Source organism: Mycolicibacterium iranicum, assembly GCF_002101705.1.
In the GTDB taxonomy this organism is placed as follows: domain Bacteria; phylum Actinomycetota; class Actinomycetes; order Mycobacteriales; family Mycobacteriaceae; genus Mycobacterium; species Mycobacterium iranicum.
The window spans coordinates 47,545-65,073 of sequence record NZ_LQPC01000021.1 but is presented as its reverse complement, the minus strand read 5'-3'; the positions used below and the strand labels follow the sequence as shown (position 1 = coordinate 65,073).

16 protein-coding genes and 4 pseudogenes are annotated in these 17,529 nt (G+C 65.7%); 12 read left to right on the top strand and 8 right to left on the bottom strand.

The features are described from left to right. The first annotated feature begins 100 nt into the window (after window positions 1-100). The 3 genes from AWC12_RS07110 (at window position 101) to AWC12_RS07100 (ending at window position 2,173) form a co-directional block, all read left to right on the top strand. On the top strand, window positions 101-1,306 hold the full coding sequence (locus tag AWC12_RS07110; RefSeq protein WP_064850778.1) for a cytochrome P450: 1,206 nt from the start codon (window positions 101-103) through the stop codon (window positions 1,304-1,306). Further along, window positions 1,303-1,494 (top strand): ferredoxin, encoded by a 192-nt coding sequence (locus AWC12_RS07105; RefSeq protein ID WP_064850777.1) that lies wholly within the window; start codon window positions 1,303-1,305, stop codon window positions 1,492-1,494. The genes AWC12_RS07110 and AWC12_RS07105 overlap by 4 nt, the downstream gene beginning before the upstream one ends. 151 nt (window positions 1,495-1,645) lie before the next feature. Beyond that, window positions 1,646-2,173 carry a DUF222 domain-containing protein gene (locus AWC12_RS07100; protein WP_064850776.1) on the top strand — a complete coding sequence of 176 codons (528 nt, stop codon included), beginning with the start codon at window positions 1,646-1,648 and terminating at the stop codon, window positions 2,171-2,173. A gap of 22 nt (window positions 2,174-2,195) precedes the next feature. On the opposite strand, the pseudogene AWC12_RS07095 reads toward AWC12_RS07100, so the two are convergent. The 5 genes and pseudogenes from AWC12_RS07095 to AWC12_RS07080 all read right to left on the bottom strand — a co-directional run. Then, window positions 2,196-2,843, bottom strand: a pseudogene (locus AWC12_RS07095) (IS256 family transposase); the annotation flags it as partial. 189 nt (window positions 2,844-3,032) lie between these two features. Further along, window positions 3,033-3,113 (bottom strand): annotated as a pseudogene (locus AWC12_RS32075) (IS6 family transposase); the annotation flags it as partial. Between the two features lie 49 nt (window positions 3,114-3,162). Next, window positions 3,163-3,927, bottom strand: coding sequence for an IS6-like element IS6100 family transposase (locus AWC12_RS07090; protein WP_001389365.1), 765 nt, complete (start codon window positions 3,925-3,927; stop codon window positions 3,163-3,165). Then, the gene (locus AWC12_RS07085) at window positions 3,893-4,837 is read right to left on the bottom strand and encodes a TolB family protein (RefSeq protein WP_110808586.1); all 945 of its coding nucleotides are present in this window, start codon (window positions 4,835-4,837) and stop codon (window positions 3,893-3,895) included. The genes AWC12_RS07090 and AWC12_RS07085 overlap by 35 nt, the downstream gene beginning before the upstream one ends. Further along, window positions 4,830-5,106 (bottom strand): annotated as a pseudogene (locus tag AWC12_RS07080) (DUF3303 domain-containing protein). Before AWC12_RS07080 ends, AWC12_RS07085 begins: the two are co-directional and overlap by 8 nt. Window positions 5,107-5,297: 191 nt before the next feature. Here AWC12_RS07080 and AWC12_RS31510 point away from each other — a divergent pair. Further along, window positions 5,298-5,372: pseudogene (locus AWC12_RS31510) on the top strand (hypothetical protein); the annotation flags it as partial. Here the strand turns inward: AWC12_RS31510 and AWC12_RS07075 are convergent. Next, window positions 5,371-6,591 (bottom strand): alpha/beta hydrolase family protein, encoded by a 1,221-nt coding sequence (locus tag AWC12_RS07075; protein ID WP_234813865.1) that lies wholly within the window; start codon window positions 6,589-6,591, stop codon window positions 5,371-5,373. The pseudogene AWC12_RS31510 and the gene AWC12_RS07075 overlap by 2 nt on opposite strands. Before the next feature lie 138 nt (window positions 6,592-6,729). Between AWC12_RS07075 and AWC12_RS07070 the strand changes: the two genes are divergently transcribed. The 5 genes from AWC12_RS07070 (at window position 6,730) to AWC12_RS07050 (ending at window position 12,957) form a co-directional block, all read left to right on the top strand. After that, on the top strand, window positions 6,730-8,145 hold the full coding sequence (locus tag AWC12_RS07070) for a wax ester/triacylglycerol synthase family O-acyltransferase (RefSeq protein ID WP_085173225.1): 1,416 nt from the start codon (window positions 6,730-6,732) through the stop codon (window positions 8,143-8,145). A gap of 46 nt (window positions 8,146-8,191) precedes the next feature. Then, the gene (locus AWC12_RS07065; protein WP_085173223.1) at window positions 8,192-9,040 is read left to right on the top strand and encodes an SDR family oxidoreductase; all 849 of its coding nucleotides are present in this window, start codon (window positions 8,192-8,194) and stop codon (window positions 9,038-9,040) included. Window positions 9,041-9,097: 57 nt separating this feature from the next. After that, entirely contained in the window at window positions 9,098-10,624 is a 1,527-nt protein-coding gene (locus AWC12_RS07060; RefSeq protein WP_085173221.1) for an HNH endonuclease signature motif containing protein, read from the top strand. A 232-nt stretch (window positions 10,625-10,856) separates the two neighbouring features. After that, window positions 10,857-12,443 carry a PE-PPE domain-containing protein gene (locus AWC12_RS07055; protein WP_234813864.1) on the top strand — a complete coding sequence of 529 codons (1,587 nt, stop codon included), beginning with the start codon at window positions 10,857-10,859 and terminating at the stop codon, window positions 12,441-12,443. 103 nt (window positions 12,444-12,546) lie between these two features. Then, window positions 12,547-12,957, top strand: a complete 411-nt coding sequence (locus AWC12_RS07050) for a hypothetical protein (RefSeq protein ID WP_085173217.1) — start codon at window positions 12,547-12,549, stop codon at window positions 12,955-12,957. 10 nt (window positions 12,958-12,967) lie between these two features. On the opposite strand, the gene AWC12_RS07045 is transcribed toward AWC12_RS07050, so the two are convergent. Next, window positions 12,968-13,858 (bottom strand): LysR family transcriptional regulator, encoded by an 891-nt coding sequence (locus AWC12_RS07045; protein WP_024444569.1) that lies wholly within the window; start codon window positions 13,856-13,858, stop codon window positions 12,968-12,970. Between the two features lie 72 nt (window positions 13,859-13,930). Here AWC12_RS07045 and AWC12_RS07040 point away from each other — a divergent pair, with 72 nt between their 5' ends. Further along, window positions 13,931-14,968: an alpha/beta fold hydrolase gene (locus AWC12_RS07040; protein ID WP_085173247.1), complete on the top strand. Its 1,038-nt coding sequence runs from the start codon at window positions 13,931-13,933 to the stop codon at window positions 14,966-14,968. Between the two features lie 7 nt (window positions 14,969-14,975). Beyond that, entirely contained in the window at window positions 14,976-15,740 is a 765-nt protein-coding gene (locus tag AWC12_RS07035) for an SDR family NAD(P)-dependent oxidoreductase (RefSeq protein WP_085173245.1), read from the top strand. 72 nt (window positions 15,741-15,812) lie between these two features. Here the strand turns inward: AWC12_RS07035 and AWC12_RS07030 are convergent, their stop codons facing one another. Continuing rightward, the gene (locus AWC12_RS07030) at window positions 15,813-16,538 is read right to left on the bottom strand and encodes a polysaccharide deacetylase family protein (RefSeq protein ID WP_085173215.1); all 726 of its coding nucleotides are present in this window, start codon (window positions 16,536-16,538) and stop codon (window positions 15,813-15,815) included. Window positions 16,539-16,638: 100 nt separating this feature from the next. On the opposite strand from AWC12_RS07030, the gene AWC12_RS07025 reads away from it, so the two are divergent. Further along, window positions 16,639-17,529, top strand: coding sequence for an oxygenase MpaB family protein (locus AWC12_RS07025; protein WP_207576390.1), 891 nt, complete (start codon window positions 16,639-16,641; stop codon window positions 17,527-17,529).

The window sequence follows — 17,529 nt, the reverse complement described above, 5'->3', positions numbered from 1 at the left end:
ACTTGAAATCCGTCATCGTTCCGTCCGTCCAATCTCCGCCAAGCATGCTCAAGCTTCACGATTTTTGCAACAGAGCCGCCTCGCGCGTACCGTCGACACCATGACCCAGGCACCTGCCTCACCTCCGCTGCACATGCAGCGTGTCGACTTCGACCCCATCCCCACCCTCGGCGAGATCCGCGAGACCGAGGGGGTGCGCACCGTCATCAACGCTTTCGGCATGCCGGTGTACCTGGTGACCCGCCACGACGACATCAAGACGGTGCTCTCCGATCCGGAGCGGTTCTCCAATGAGCGCCCGCCAGGGTTCGTCGTACCCGGGGCACCCGAGGTGTCCGAGGAAGAACAACGCGCCGCCCAGTCCGGCAACCTGCTGGGCCTGGACCCACCCAGGCACACCCGGTTGCGCCGCATGCTCACCGGCGAGTTCACCGGCCGCCGGATGAAGCGCCTGGAGCCACGGATCACCGAGATCGTGACCCAGCATCTGGACGCCATGGAAAAGGCCGGTCCACCAAGTGATCTCGTCACCGACATCGCATTGCCCATCCCGTCACTGGTGATCTGCGAGTTGCTGGGCGTGCCGTATGACGACCGCGACGATTTCCAGCACCGCACCAGCCGCCAGCTCGACCTGTCGATCCCGATCGAGGAACGCTTCGAGCTGCAGCGCGCCGGGCGTGCCTACATGCAGGCGCTGGTGGCCGGCGCACGTCGCTCCCCCGGTGACGACATGCTCGGAATGCTGGTGCGCGAGCATGGATCCGAGCTCACCGACGACGAGCTGGTGGGCATCTGCAGCCTGCTACTGGTGGCCGGTCACGAGACCACCTCCAACATGCTCGGCCTCGGCACCCTGGCGTTGCTGCAGCACCCGGATCAGCTGGCCCTGGTGCGTGATGACCCCGATGCGGTGAGTCCGGCGGTGGAGGAGCTGCTGCGCTGGCTGTCGATCGTGCATTCGGGCATCCCCCGCATCACCACCAACGAGGTGGAGATCGCCGGGGTGCAGATTCCCGCGCACCAGCTGGTGGTCGTCTCACTACCGTCGGGCAACCGCGACCCGAGCTTCATCGACAACCCGGAGGTATTCGACGTCCGCCGCGGCGCGATGGGACATCTGGCGTTCGGCCACGGTGTCCATCACTGCCTGGGCGCACCGCTGGCCCGGATGGAGATGAAGATCGCTTTTCCGGCTCTGCTGCAACGCTTCCCGACCCTGCGCCTCGACGAACCCTTCGACGACGTGGCGTTCCGGTCCTTCCACTTCATCTACGGGCTGCAGTCGCTTCAGGTGGCCTGGTGAGGGTGCGCGCCGACCGCGACGTCTGCATCGGCGCCGGGGTCTGTGTGATGAACAGCGAGGCGGTCTTCGACCAGGACGACGACGGCATCGTGGTACTGCTGGTCGAGGACGTGCCCCCAGCCGAGCAGGACAACGCGCGGAAAGCCGTGCAGCTCTGCCCCTCTGGAGCGCTCCGCATCGTCGAATGATCCATCGTTGACACTGCACTGAGCGCGAAGAAGTGCGAGTGGCGGTCGCGGTGAGTGCAGTGTCGACGGGGGGTGAAAACCCCTGTTTCACATCAGTATCTGACGCCACAGCGTTGGGTTTCTTGTCGGTGGTCGCACGTATGTTCGAGACATGGGTAGCTCGGCAGTCGCAGACAGGGAGGCGATGCTGGCTGCCCTGGCCCAGATCGAAGAGCTGACCGCGCAGATGAATCGGCTGTCCATCGACGCGTTCACCGATGCCGAGTTGTTGGATATGCAGCAGCGTCGTGAAGCTATCGCTCGTGCGCAGCCGGTGCTCGATCATCGGGTGTATCAGCGGATCACGTCTCAGAGTTCACCGGTGGCCTTGGGTGCCAAGAATTACGCCGCGGTGTTGTCGCAGCGGTTGCGGATCTCCACCTCGGAGGCGCACCGGCGGTTGGACGAGGCGGCACTGTTCGGGCCGCGGACCTCGCTGACCGGTGAACCGCTGGCGCCCACGATGCCGGGGTTTGCCCGCGGTCAGGCGCAGGGGTTGATCGGCGCCGAGCACATCAAGCATCTGCGGTGGTTCTTCCGTGAGCTGCCCGGGTTCGTGGACTTCCAGACCCGGGAGAATGTCGAGGCCCAGTTGGCCCAGCATGCCTGTGAGCGAGCTTGTCAAGACTTTTGTGTATGAGCCGCGTTGGTTAGTACGTTGGTTAGTAGATGTATGGCTCTAGTCGGTCTGGGTAGGCCAGGACCAGGGCGCCTAGTGCGTGCTTCCACCCAGTGACGATGGCGCCTTCGACGAGACGGTTACTTTGCTTGTACCGCTGGGGCGTCGTTCGGTCGCGGTGACGAACGCGTTCTCGGGAGCGTTTGTCTTCGATATCGCAGATCGCAAGCCACAAAAGCTTCACTGCCGCTTGATCATTCGGGAAATGACCACGATTCTTGATGATCTTGCGGAGTTGATAGTTCAGCGACTCGATGGCGTTGGTGGTGTAGATAATTTTGCGGACGGCCGGCGGGAACGACAGAAACGGAATGAAGCGTTCCCAGGCTGCCTCCCAGGCCCGAACCGTAGTCGGGTACTTCTTCCCCCAAGCGGACGCGGCGAACTCGTGCAGAGCGATTTCCGCGGCATCGATGGTGGGCGCGGTGTAAATGAGGCGCAACGCAGAGGCCACCTGTTTGCGATCGCCGTAGGCAACAAAACGCATCGACGACCGAAGGAGATGCACCGTGCAGGTTTGCACGATGGTCTGCGGCCACGTCGCGGCAATCGCGTCGCCGAAGCCGGTCAGCCCATCCACACAGGCGATGAGGACGTCTTTGACGCCACGATTGGCCAGCTCAGCGCACACTCCAGGGCTCTGTTGCAAAGATTGGCGGCAGTCAGAGGTAGGCTGTCGCTCTGCGCCGATCAGGCGGCTGCTGCGAAATGGTGGTTGAGCATGCCCATGGCCTCCGTCAGCGCCGAGGGCCCAATGCCAAAAGCTGGCTCTGTTGCAAAGATTGGCGGCAGTCAGAGGTAGGCTGTCGCTCTGCGCCGATCAGGCGGCTGCTGCGAAATGGTGGTTGAGCATGCCCATGGCCTCCGTCAGCGCCGAGGGCCCAATGCCAAAAGCTGGCTCTGTTGCAAAGATTGGCGGCAGTCAGAGGTAGGCTGTCGCTCTGCGCCGATCAGGCGGCTGCTGCGAAATGGTGGTTGAGCATGCCCATGGCCTCCGTCAGCGCCGAGGGCCCAATGCCAAAAGCTCTCTCCACAAGGCGCACCTCGCCCCTGATGCCGGGCTGCAGGCACCAGGGGCGAGCCTGTCCTTTGCGCAGGGCTCGCATGACTTCGAATCCCTTGATCGTGGCATAGGCCGTGGGGATCGATTTGAAACCGCGCACCGGCTTGATCAGTATCTTGAGCTTTCCGTGATCGGCCTCGATCACGTTATTGAGATACTTCACCTGCCGGTGGGCCGTCTCCCGGTCCAGCTTTCCTTCGCGCTTCAATTCGGTGATCGCTGCACCATAGCTCGGCGCTTTGTCGGTATTGAGCGTGGCAGGCTTTTCCCAGTGCTTCAGGCCTCGCAGGGCCTTGCCCAGGAACCGCTTCGCTGCCTTGGCGCTGCGGGTCGGCGACAGGTAGAAATCGATCGTGTCGCCCCGCTTGTCGACTGCCCGGTACAGGTAGGTCCACTTGCCCCGCACCTTGACGTAGGTTTCATCCAGGCGCCAGCTCGGATCAAAGCCACGCCGCCAGAACCAGCGCAGCCGCTTCTCCATCTCCGGGGCGTAGCACTGGACCCAGCGATAGATCGTCGTATGGTCGACCGAAATGCCGCGTTCCGCCAGCATTTCCTCAAGGTCGCGATAGCTGATCGGATAGCGACAATACCAGCGCACCGCCCACAGGATCACATCACCCTGGAAATGGCGCCACTTGAAATCCGTCATCGTTCCGTCCGTCCAATCTCCGCCAAGCATGCTCAAGCTTCACGATTTTTGCAACAGAGCCCTCGGCGGAGGCCGAGGCGGAGTAGACGCCGCCGACGCGGAGCGTGAAGGGGTTCTCGCGGAACATGCCGGGATCGGTGGTGTCCGGGTTGGTGAAGATGAGCCTGCTGCCGTCGTCGGCATAGGTGACCGAGGAGGCGTTCGTGCCGGTGGCGACGGCTGAGGACGTGCCGCCGACGGTGAGGACATTCACCGCGACCGGCCCGACGTCACTGCGGGCATCGATCCAGGCGATGTGATCGCCGTCGGGCGCCCACGCGAAGCTGGCCTCGGCCCACGGCCGCTCTTGGGCAGGCAGGAGAGCGCCGGTGCCGGCGTCCGCCACCGTGAGGATTCCGCCGTCCACCGTCCCGCCGGTCGGATTGTCGACGAAGGCGATGTGCCGTCCCGTAGGCGACCACCGGGGACTCGCGACCATCGGTGGCGACACATCGGCGCCGCCGCGCGTGAGGCCGGCAGGGTCCACCAGCCGCCGAGGCGGCCCGGCGGGTGCGAGTTGCGGCGTCAGCTCGACGACCCACAGCTCGCCGCCGTAGTCGGCGGCCGACGCCTTGCGGACGAAGGCCAGTCGCGACAGATCGGGAGAGGGCGCCGGCTGGCTGTCCACGGGTCCGTCCGTCAGCTTTCGGCCAGGGGCGCCCGTGGGTTCGCTGACGTACAACGACCCACCCGTGCTGTAGAACAGCGCGTCTGTCGGCGTGACCCCCATCGGGCTGGTGGTCGCAGATGGCGGAGCGGTTACCGATGGCGCGGCAGTCGGGCTCGTCTCGCTCGTCGATTGACAGCCGGTCAGGGCCAGGACGGCCAGCACCGCGACCCACCGACCCCGATGGGTGCGGTGGCTAGCCATACAGTGACTTGAGCACCGCCGCCCCGTCCGCGTCTTCAACGAGGGGGGTGGCCTCGATCGTCATGAGGCCGTACCACTCCGTCATCCAATGCAAGATCGCCTTCGGATCGTCGCTCTCCGCTACGGCGAAGCCCTTACCGTTGCAAGCCATGCCAGCGCCCGGTCAGTTTCGCGCCAGCAGGCGGGGAACCACCGGTTTCGAGAAATCGCTCGACCGCGGCCTTGTAGGAATCACCGTGCGGCAGTGTCCATGACACCAAGAACTTCATGATCGGCTCCTCTCACTACGTTGTGCTGTAGAGGGCTGGTCGGAGGCCCCGTCGATGCGAAACCGGTTTGACGCTAATAACCACGAACGTAGGGACGTAGGGCCGAAGGTCCACACCAGGCCCAGTCACTGGATTGCGTCCACCGCCGGCCTTCGGCGAGGCCGCGCGACGCTCGCTTTGGCATCGGACGGGTGGCGCCTCTGAATACTGCGCGGGGAACGATCGACACCGCGCGCCTGGGCGTCACGCTGATGCACGAGCACGTCAGCTGTTGACGAGCCCGGACTGGACCAACGCCGAATCGATCGCTTGCTGGACCGGTCGCGACTGGAAGAACCCGGTGTGGCCACCCTGATACCAGACGATTTCGGGCCTGCCCCAGTGCTCCCAGAGTCGGATCACCTGTTCGCGCGGGTGCACCAACTGATCGGCCACACCCGCGTAGATGAAGCGACCGCGCATCGGCACTCGCGGCTGAAGCGCTAGGGGTGAGACCATCGGCCCCAGCGGCGCAGCCTCTTCCACGGTGCCGCGGCGCGGGTCGGCGCGACCGATGCCCGCGTGGCGACCGAGCAGCGTGGTCAGATCCGCCACAGGGACACCCAGAATGGCGCAACTGAGGCCGTCTTCCAGGCTGGCGGTCAGCGCGGTGACCAGTCCGCCGAGTGAGATGCTGTTCAGCCCGATCCTGGAGTCAGGTTCCTGCATCCGAATCCACGACAGCAGCCGGCGGATGTCCCACACGGCCTGCGCTGTGGCGTGGACGTTGTCAAGCACGTCCTGTCCCGGAAACGCGACGCCCGAGGGCAAGTCACGTGCGCGGGGTCCGTGCAGCGGCAGCACCGGAAGCACCACATTCAGGCCAAGGTCTTCGTGCAGATGCCACGCCCGGAACAGGGTCAGATCGAGCCAGCCGCGCCCCATCAACGCTCCGTGCACACACACCAGCCAGGGGCGCGGACTGCTGTGTCTGAGCATCAGGGCATAGCCGCGTCGATTGGCGGTGTATTCTAGCCAGCGGTCCCGCCCGGGTTCGCCGGACCGCGGCGCGAACCCGCTGTCGAATCCGATGCGGTGGTAGGCGCGGTTCCGGGTTTGCACCGGCCGCACCGTCGCCTCCAGCAGCGGCGGCGGAGCTTCGAAGAACCGTTCCGGCTGCTGCAGGAAGCCCTGCGCGGTGTAGAACTCGATCGCTTCCTGCACCTCTCCGCGAAGATGCTCGAACGCCTCGACATCGCCCAAAGGCCGCATCAGCCGAAAGCCGATCAGCACCACTTCATCCCGCAGCGCCTGTAACGCCAGCGCGGGCGTGGGACGGGCCAACGGAAGATCGTCGGGCCGGTCGCCGAGATAACCTCGCCAGGACCGCGCGTAGAAGCGGCCCGCCCGCCCAAGCGCGCGCACCGCGTGATCGAGCGGAGACGGTGGTGAGGTCACGTGCCCGCCACCAGCAGCCGGTTCGCGGCCGCCGTCGCCTTGCGCCATGGCGGCCGACGCTAATCGCGCCGATCCTCTAGAGCCTAGGGACGAAGGTCCCCGAACTCGTAGGCCGGGCGACACTTGTGCGGCTGGTCGAACCCCGATGACGATGGCGCGCAAGCAGATAGCGAGGGGTTGGTGCCCATGGACCCGCTGGCGCCGCTGGACGCGGCGATGATCACGGCGGAGTTGCTCTCCGATCCGCTGCACGCTGCAGCGCTGCTGATCCTTTCGCCGCCCCCGGACGCCGCCCCCGGTTACGTCGACGAGCTCTACCGGGAAGCGCTGCAGCAACGCTACGAACTCGATCCGCGGTTTCGGCGGCATACGCACGTCGGTCTGGACACCGCGGGAATCTGGATGTGGCGCACCGATACCCACATCGACGTTGCCCACCACCTCCAGCGCCGCACCCTGCCCGCCGGCGCCGACGACGATGCGCTGTGGCAGCTGGTGAGTGAGCTGCACAGCGATCCGCTGGACCGGTCCCGGCCGATGTGGATGACGTACCTCATCGATGGGCTCGCCCGCGACCGGTTCGCGCTCTACGTCAAAGTCCACCACACCGTGGTCGATGGGGTGGCCGGACTACAGCTCATCACCGCCGCGCTGTCCACCGACCCCGGCCGAAGGTCGATGCGGCCGCCGTACGCGGTGGCCGCCACACCTCGGACCCCACCTGCTGCCGCTCCGCACCGCCGGTCGGTCAACCCGGTCGACGGAGCGCGGGCAGTGCTGGCCGGTGTGGGCACCGCGCTCGGCTTCGCCGGCAAGCTCGCAGTGGCCGAATTGTCCGAGCTCGCCGCGGGCCTGACGACGGGAACGGCCGTGGCGCCATTGAGCGCTCCCTACACGCGGTTCAACGGGCGGGTGGGCCGCGAACGCGTCTGCACCGGCGCCTCCTGGCCGAAAGCACGAATACGAGCCGTGCAGGAGGCCGCGGGAGTTACCGGCAACGATGTGCTGACCGCCGTGACCGGCGGCGTGCTTCGCGAGTGGCTGTCCGCCCATGCCGAACTTCCGGCCGAGTCGCTGGTGGCGATCTGCCCGGTGACGGTACGGCGCCGTGACGCCGGTTCACGGTCCGACAGTAAGGCCAACCTGTTCGGGCTGCAGCTGTGTCCGCTGGGTACCGACGTCGCCGACCCAGCCGAACGCCTCGCCCTGGTGCACCGGGTGATGTCGCGGGCCAAGTATGAGGTCACGACCCTGGGGGCCGATGTGACGAGTCTGCTGCGGGCGCTCAGCATCGCACCGACGGTCCTGTTGCCCGGTGTCCCGTTCGGGACCCGGCTCCGCCGAGGTTACAACGTGTCGTTGTCTAACGTCCCCGGGCCGCGCTGCGACATGTATTGGAACGGAGCGCATCTCGACGAGATCTATCCTGTCTCGGTGGCCATCGACGGCCAGGCCCTGAACGTGACGGCCTGCAACTACTCCGACCGGGTCACCATCGGTTACGTCTCGGGGCGCACTGTGATGCCGGATCTGGCGTCACTGGTGGCGCTGACCGAGCGCGCGTTATCGGAGTTGGAGAGCGCCGTCGCCGCGTCGCGCTGAGTACGGCAGGATCCGCGCTGGTTACGGGAGGAAAGGAGTCGCGTTCATGGGTGTCTATGTGGTCACCGGTTCTGCGTCCGGGATGGGCCGCGCTGCGGCACGCAAGCTGCGCGGTGACGGTCACGTGGTGCTCGGTGTGGACCGCGCGGATGCCGACATCGTCGCCGATCTGTCAGATGAGCGTGGTCGTCAGGTCGCCGCCGAAGAGGTGCTGCTGGCCTCGGGCGGCCGCCTCGATGGCGCCGTCATGGCCGCCGGCTTGGGCCCCAGCCTTGGTCAGGGACGGGCGAAATCCATTGTGCAGGTCAACTATCTGGGCGTGGTGGACTTGCTGACGGCATGGCGCCCGGCGCTGGCGGGCGCCGACGGCGCAAAGGTGGTGGTCTTTTCCAGCAACTCCACCACCACGGTTCCGCTGGTGCCTGCGCGTGCTGTCCGGGCGCTGCTCGCCGACGACCCCGACCGGGCTTTGCGCTGGGTCCGCGTGTTCGGCAGCCGCGCGCCCGTGATGGCCTACGCCGCCTCCAAGATCGCCGTCAGCCGGTGGGTGCGGCGTCAGGCGGTGCGACCCGAATGGGCTGGCGCCGGTATCCGACTCAACGCGTTGGCTCCCGGAGCCGTCATGACACCTCTACTTCAGGAACAGCTCTCGTCGGGGGAGCAGGCCAAGTTCGTGGAATCGTTCCCAGTGCCGACCGGCGGGTACGGCGATGCCGGCCAGCTCGCCGACTGGGTGGTGTTCATGCTCTCGGACGCGGCGGATTTCCTGTGCGGCAGCGTCGTGTTCGTCGACGGCGGAACGGATGCCTTCTTCCGCGCCGACGACTGGCCCCGCCCGGTGCCCGTGTCGGGTCTGGTGCGCTACGTGCGTAGGTATCGATCCGGCTCCTGCTGAGACTGACAAGACTCGGGCCTGGAACGACGTGCGAGAACCAAATTTGTCGGTGGTCGAATGTATGTTCGAATTATGTCGAAAGGCGATATGGCGGCCGCGGTTTCGGCGCTGCGTGCCGCCTTCGACTGCGTTGCTTCCTGCGATATCGATCTGCTCGACCGTGCTGAGCTCCTGGGTGCTCTCGATGAATTGGAAACACTGTCGTGTCAGCTGCCCTCGGTGGCGCATCGTCTGCTGACGCGGTTGCAGACTGAGACGACCCCGCAGGCGATGGGCGCCAAGAATTGGCGAGAAGTTCTGGCCGTGCGCTGGCGGATTTCCACCTCGGAGGCCAACCGTCGACTGACTGACGCCGCTTTGTTGGCGCCGCGACCGTCGTTGACCGGGCCACCACTGCCTCCGGTGCTGCACGCCACCGCGGTCGCGCAAAGTCTGGGTCTGATCACCGCCGAGCATGTCGAGGTGATCCGCAAAGCAGTCAACAAACTTCCTGGTTTCGTCGATGACCTCACCCGCGACCAATTCGAGGTCGAACTGGTGCGCACCGCAGTCGGCAACGGCCCCAAGGAACTCAAAGATTGCGCCGAGCGAATGTTGTTCCTGCTCGATCAAGACGGTCCCGAACCCGATGACGCCGAACGCGACCGCAGGCGCGGATTGACGATGGGAAAACAGGGCGCCGATGGCATGACCCACCTTGTCGCCGACCTGACCCCCGAGGCGCGGGCGGTGTGGGAGCCGCTGCTGGCTCGCTTGGCCGCCCCGGGAATGTGCAACCCGGCCGATCCCCAGCCGTGTACCTCGGGCACCCCCACCCAAGAGCAGATCGACAACGATCACCGCAGCCTGGCCCAGCGCCACCACGATGCGATCGTCGCGGTGGGGCGGATCGCGCTGATGAGTGAAGAACTCGGTCAGCTCAACGGCTTGCCGGTCATGATCATCATCCGCACCACACTGCAAGATCTGGAGTCCCGCGCCGGTGTCGGTGTCAGCGGTGGTGGCACCGTCGTGCCGATCGCTGATGTGGTGCGCATGGGCGCCCATGCCCACCACGCGCTGGCGGTCTTCGACAAGGCCACCGGCTCAGCGCTGGAGTTGTTCCGCGCCAAACGCATCGCCTCACCGGCGCAGCGGATCATGCTCATCTCTCGCGATGGCGGCTGCACCAAACCCGGCTGCACCGTCGGGGCCTACGGCACCCAGGTCCACCACGTCGTCACCGACTGGGTTGATGGCGGCAACACCAATGTCAATGAGATGGGCCTGGCGTGCGGGCCCGACAACCGCAGCGTCGACCGTGCCGGCGGCTGGGATACCCGCATGAATGAGCGCCATGAAGTCGAATGGATCCCACCACCTGACCTCGACACCGGCCACGCCCGCATCAACAACTACCACCACCCAGAACGCCTACTGCGCCCACCGGATGAATCAGAAGCCCACGGCGCCAACGACGCCGGTGAAGCGACGACATCCGCTGACGGTGATCGGGTCGACGACGCCGAAGCCGTTACCCCGCGCCGCACCGATGACCCCGGTGAACCCGGTGGACCCGCACCACCCGACAACCAAGCGGCCTGACGGCTGTGGATTTGGGCCGCGACCTTCGCGGATGCATCGGGGATTTAGCAGCTGTAGCAGTGTGGCAGCGGGTGCCTGATTCGACGCGAGTGAAGGCGGCAGTCCGACAGTGAGGACCAAAGTCTCTTTGCGGCGGCTTGCAGCCTGGGCAAACTCGCGTCAGGTATCAAGATCTTTGCCGTGAGCGGGGTGCATCATGCGACGACGATGGCGCTCTGCGGCGCGGGTGTTGATGTCTGTGTTCGTCACTGCATGGGTCGCGTGGGGGTCCCTCTACGTGGCGGCGTTGGCGGCTGCCGGCACCGCACTCATCATGGGCGGCAACTCGCACCCTTTGAGCGTCCCAGAAGACACCCCTGACTTCATTTCCCGTTATGTCACCGCCGCCGACAATGCCTACATCGCACCGAGCGGTCTCTGTGGCGCCGACTGCACTCTCGTCGCCGTTCGCACCCCGGAGGAGATCCGTTTGGTGACTGGGCTTTTCGACATGACCTTTGATGAGTCCGTGGCCGTCGGTCAGGCCAACCTCAATGCATGCATTCAGGGCCTCGACTGCACAGTCACGTTCTCGCCATATGTCGAAACCGAATCCCGTACTGCAGTCGACGACACCTACGTGATCTACGGATACTCCCAAAGCGCCACCGTGGCAGGGAATCAGAAACTCAGTCTGATTGCACACCCGGTCGCTTCCACCGTCAGCTTCGTAATGGTGGCCAACCCCAACCGGCCCAACGGCGGTATCCTCCAACGCTTCGTCGGTGCGTTCATTCCGCTGCTGGGCATCACCTTCAACGGTGCGACGCCTACCTTCTCGCCGCAGCCGAGACCGCTGCTGACCGTCGATATCGCACGCCAATACGACGGCTGGGCCGACTTTCCCACCAATCCTGTGAACCTGCTGGCCGATCTGAATGCCCTCATGGGGACAGTCTTGTTGCACCCCAACTACTTCGATACTGAATCTCCTCAACTGCAAGGGCAATATCAGGACAGTACCTACTACCTGATTCCGGCGCCGATCACTCCGCTTCTGGTGCCGCTGACGTGGGTGCCGGTCGTGGGGACACCCTTGGCGATCGCCCTTGATCCGGCAGTGCGGGTGCTGGTCGAAATGGGTTACGACAGAACGATCAACCCGGGGCAACCGATAGCGGCCGATTTCTTCTACGTCCCGAATCTGCTTCGCGCGGCGCTGAACTTCGTCGCGGCGATACCCACCGGGTGGGACGACGCGATCAGCCATATAACCGGAAACCCCGACTGCCGGCCGTTCCATACCGCGGTTGAGACCAGCCCCTTTGGGGTCGGCGGGCCGCCGGTCTATACCGGGGATGTCGACCCCTACGGTGAGCCGACGCCTTACCTGGCTCCGCCGGTTGAGATGGACACGGATGCAGTACCCGTTGCCGCGATTCCGGATGGCGGCGCCACCTCGGACTCGACGACGGACTTCGCGGGGTCCACGGACGCGACCGTCGTACATGAGGACGCGACCGTCGTGCGGGTCGACGCAACGGATGGGGACTCGGAAGTCGTCGAGAACGAAGCCGCCGCCGCCGATTACACACTCGCTTCCACTGATGACCCGCCGGCCACCACGGAGAAGTCCAAGCGCGATCCGATCGAAAGTGGCTCATCCGTGTCCAGCGAGGACAAGGGGCAAGGCGACAGCGCAACCATCAGCGGTGGCCAGGGCAGCACCGATTCGGTCCAGGGTTCTGACGCCGACACCGACACCGACACCGACACCGACAGCGACACCGACACCGACGTCGAGTCCGCTGGTTCGGCAAGCAGCGACGCCGCGGCCTGAGGCGGCTTGAGACGTCAGGCGAATCAGGAAGGGCTTGCCTGATGTGCAGGTAGCAAAGGTTCGCCAGCCTCGACCCTCAGCGTGAGTGTCTACCCTCGGAGGCATGCAGATCACTGGCGCCTTTCTGGCCGAGCACGCGGAGATCGTCGACGGCAAGCTCAACGTGACCGGCGGTGTGCTCGACCTCGTGAGGGCGCCGGCGGTGGGCCTGACCAACGAGAACGGCGATCAGCTGGCCATGCCGCTGAGTTTGGTGACGCTGATGCAGGCCGGGCCGGACGACGAAGGCAGGCCCTACCGCATGAAGTTGGAGGTCGTCTCCTCCAACGGCGACGTCATCGTCCTCGGGAACCAAGAGATTCCCGGATCAACTCTGCAGGGAGAGAATCATTTCTGGATCAGTGACTTCGGGCTGACCGCCCAGGCGACGGGCCGTGTGGTACTCATCGCCAGCATCGAGGGCGGAGGCAGCGCGACTGTTCCGGTGTTCGTGGAGAAGGTCGACCGCATCTGACGACCGCTCCTCACGCCAACCTCGCCGCATCGAGCAGTGCTTGCCGCAGCAGCTGTGCAGCCGGCGCCAAGCGGTCAGCCGGCGGTGACGCGAGATAGACCTGCCACGTCACCGGTGCCGTCAACTCGATGGCCCGCAATGTCGAAAATCGTGCCGCCTCCGACTGTGGCATGAACGCCGTTCCCAGCCCGCTGGCCAGCAATTCGGCGACAGCGACGAACCCGGCTGGGACTTCATACTGCGTCCGCGCGCGCACCCCGTCGGCATGAAAGGCGTCGTCGACCAAGCGCCGCAATCCGAAGCCCGGCGGGAATCCGATCAGATCTTCCTCGACGAGATCGCGCACGGACACCCGTCGATGGCCTGCCAACGCGTGGTCCTCGCGGCAGACGAAGACCAGCGGATCCTCGAACAGCAGACGCATGTCCAGTGCCGCCGGAAAGCGCTCAGGCACCGAGACCAACGCGACGTCAAGAGAACCCTCCACGAGCGCCGACAGGTAGCTCGAGGCGCCAGATTGGCTGAGCCGCAGACTGAGTCGGACTCGCGGATGTGCTCGGTGGAACTCCCCGAGTGCTCCCGCCACGTCGAGCGGACCAAAGGAGATCAGCGAGCCGAATTCGACTGTACCGGTGAGCGATCCGCGGAACTCGCTTACCGAATCCACGGCTGCTCTGCTCGCCTGCAGGACCGTCAGCGCATGACCTCGAAAGCGCTCACCGGCGGGCGTGAGTCGGATCTGCTGGCGGGACCGATCGAACAGCGCGACGCCGAGTTCACGCTCGAGCTTGCCCACCGACGTCGACAACGCGGACTGCACCACGTGTGCCCGCTCGGCTGCGCGCGTGAAGCTCATCTCCGCGGCAACCGCGAGGAACTGCTCAAGTTGACGAAACTCCACATCTACAGAATAGATGCAAAGGATCAAAATTGATCGTTGGACTTGATGCCGTTGGACGGCTCGAATGGAGCCATGCATGAGGCACGCACCTTCAGCAGACGGCGATTCGGGCTGCTGGCCACCGCGGCCGCGGCGGGCACCGCGACTCTTGCGGCCTGCTCACCGCCACAGGCAACCAGCGGACCAGCTCCCGGAAAACCGCCGCCCTCTCCGACCCACGAGATCGGTCCCGTGCATCAGATCGCCGCGGGCGACCTTGATGTCGGCTACGTCGACATCGGTCCACGCGACGGCCAACCCGTCATCCTGCTTCACGGATGGCCCTACGACATTCACAGCTATGCGGACTCGGCCACTCTTCTTGCCGGGCAGGGTTACCGGGTCGTCATCCCGTATCTTCGCGGCTTCCGCACCACCCGGTTCCGTTCAGACAGTGCGATGCGCAACGGCCAGCAGGCCGCTCTCGCCCGCGATGTGATCGCGCTGATGGATGCGTTGCGCATCCCGCGCGCCATCCTCGGCGGGTACGACTGGGGCGGCCGGACCGCCAACATCGTCGCTGCACTGTGGCCGCAACGCTGCGCGGGACTGGTCGCGGTGAGCGGCTACATCATCGTCAATCGGACGGCGAACCTCGCCCCGCTGACACCCGAGGCTGAACACGGCTGGTGGTACCAGTACTACTTCGCGACCCCGCGCGGTGAACTCGGCTACCGCCGCAACACCGCACAATTCAACCGGCTGATTTGGCAGAGTGCCTCTCCGCTCTGGCAATTCGACGACGTCGCCTATGACCTGTCCGCCGCCGCGTTCGACAACCCCGACCACGTCGACATCGTCATCCACAACTATCGCTGGCGACTGAGCCTGGCCGAGGGCGAAGCGCGCTACGACGCCGACGAGCAACGGCTTGCCGACAGGCCGGCCATCACGGTGCCGACGATCACGATCGGCTCCGATTTCGATGGGGCCGCCAAAGACGGCGCGTCATATCGCCGGTTCTACTCGGGCAAGTACCAGCACCGTGTGCTCGATGGTATCGGCCACAACGTGCCACAGGAGGCTCCGAGCGAATTCGCCTCGGCGATAACCGATGTCACCCGACAGTGAGGACACCATGACCACATCACCCACACCATTGGCCGGTCGCACGGCGTTGGTTACCGGATCGACGTCGGGGCTCGGAGCAGGCATAGCCACCGAGCTCGCGAGTGCCGGGGCCCACGTCGTGGTCACCGGACGGACCCGCGAACGCGGTGAGGAGGTCGTCGCCCGGATCGAATCTCGCGGCGGCCAGGCAGATTTCATCGGCGTGGACTTCGCGCAGGGGCCTCAGGCGGTGGCTGACCTCGCCGCCGGGGCCGTTGACGCTGCGGGCGGCGCGCTCGACATCCTGGTCAACAATGTCGCCACCCTTGTATTTCCCACCGCGACCGCCGACGTCACCGCGGACGAGATCACTGCGGCGTTCGCGGTCAGCGTCACCACGCCGTTCCTCCTGACCGGGCTCATCGCCCCGGCAATGGTCGGACGTGGCGACGGGGCGATCGTCAACATTGGCTCCATTTCGGGAATTTTTGGGGCAGCGGGATCGGCGCTGTACGGCGCGACCAAAGCGAGCGTCCACATGTTGACGAAGGCGTGGGCGGCCGAGTACGGCCCGTCCGGTGTCCGGGTGAACGCAGTCGCGCCCGGACCGATCGCGACCGAGCGAGTCGCGGAGTTCGGCGACGCGCTCGCGCCCGTGCTGGCCCGCGTGCCGTCGAACCGGATGAGCACGATCGACGAAGTGGCTTCTGCCGTCGCGTTTCTCGCCGGTCCGCACGCAGCGAACATCCACGGGGCCATTCTCACCGTCGATGGCGGCGCGACCGCGGTGTGACGGTGTCCGAATGAGTTGGGCTACCAGGCCACGACGGCCGTCGACGACATTCGATCCCGCCAGTAAGCCGGACTAGGGCGCCTTGGTGCCGGATCCGCGCAGACCCAGAAGTTGGCTGACGGTGACGAAACGGTAGCCGGCCGACTGCAACCGGTCGACAATCTGTGGTACAGCGGCGCGTGAGTTAGAGCGGCTGTCGGCCATCACGTGCAACAAGATGATCGATCCTGGATACACATTCGCCGTGGTGTCCGCGACGATCTGATCGGTCGTCGGGTCGCCGCCAGAATCGGGTTCCACATCCCATGTGACAGTTACTCGTTCGTTCTCGCTGAGATAGTGCGGAAGCGTCCAGAGCTTCTTCCCGTAGGGCGGGCGGAACGTGACCGGACCCTGATAGCCGGTACGCGCTATCGCCGCGTCAGTGCGTTCGACCTCCTCCGCAACGGCTCCGGCTGACACCAGGACCATGCGACGGTGGGTGTAAGTGTGGTTGCCGATCTCATGACCGGCGCGAGCAATAGCGGCTCCGTGATCGGGGTGCCGATCCAGTTCCGCACCGTTGAGGTAGAACGTCGCCGGGACGGCGGCTTCTGCCAGCATGCGCAGAATTTCCGGTGCCCACTCGGTGGGGCCGTCGTCAAAGGTGAGGGCAACCACCTTCTGGGCAGTATCCACACGGCTGACGATCTCGCCCGTCAGCTGAAACGTCCGGGACTTCGCCAGGGTGTACGTACCGAACGTAGCCACGAGTAACACCACCAGCCCGATTGACGTTCCGACTGCCCACTTCCGCACGAGACCCGTGTCTACCAAAGTCCCCCGCGAGCCGGCCATGCACCAGGCGTGGCTGTCCGGATGTCCTACTGGTCAACGACGCGCACGTACCGTGGTAGCCATGCTGTTGGCGCGAGAGATGCAGGCGATCCGAAGCGGCGTGGGCCGCGCGCTGTTCGGCATGGTCGCCGGACCTGACGGGCCGGACAACCGGGCCCGGATCCACGGCACGCCCGGCCCGCGCTGGTTCGCCGATGACCGCCCCATCCGCCGCGTTCATGCCGATGCGTCAATGTTCGTCGGCGGGTTGCGCGCCCTTTTGCTGCAATCGCTGCATCCGCTGGCGATGGCCGGCGTCGCCGAACACTCCGACTACCGCGGCGACCCGTGGGGACGTCTGCAGCGCACCAGCACGTTCCTGGCCGTGACGACCTTCGGCCCGGCCGCCGACGCGCAGCGCGCCGTGGACAAGGTGCGTGGCATTCATCGCCGCGTCCATGGTGTCGCGCCGGACGGCAGACGCTACGAGGCCTCCGACCCGCATCTGCTCGAGTGGGTGCACATCGCCGAGATCGACAGCTTCCTGCTGGCCCACCAGCTCTACGGCGCGAACCCCCTCGACCAGAGCGGTCGCGACGGGTACGTCGCCGACACTGCCCGCGTCGCCGAAGCGCTCGGGGTGCAGGATCCGCCGCGCACCGAAGCCGAGTTGCGGGAGCGGATCGACGCGTTCCGGCCCGAGTTGCGGGGGACGCGGGAAGCTCGCGACGCCGCCCGGTTCCTGTTGCTGACCCCGCCGCTGCCGCTGCCGGCGCGCGCCCCCTACGGTGTGGTCGCCGCGACGTCGGTGGCGATGCTGCCGGCATGGGCTCGGCTGCCGCTGCGGCTGCCCTACCTACCGCCCGTCGAGGCCACGGCCGTGCGGTGGTCGGGGCGGGCGCTCGTCGGAGGCATCCGGTGGGTGATGACGGCCGGTCACGACGACGCCGCAGCCGACGCCGTCGCGCGGTAG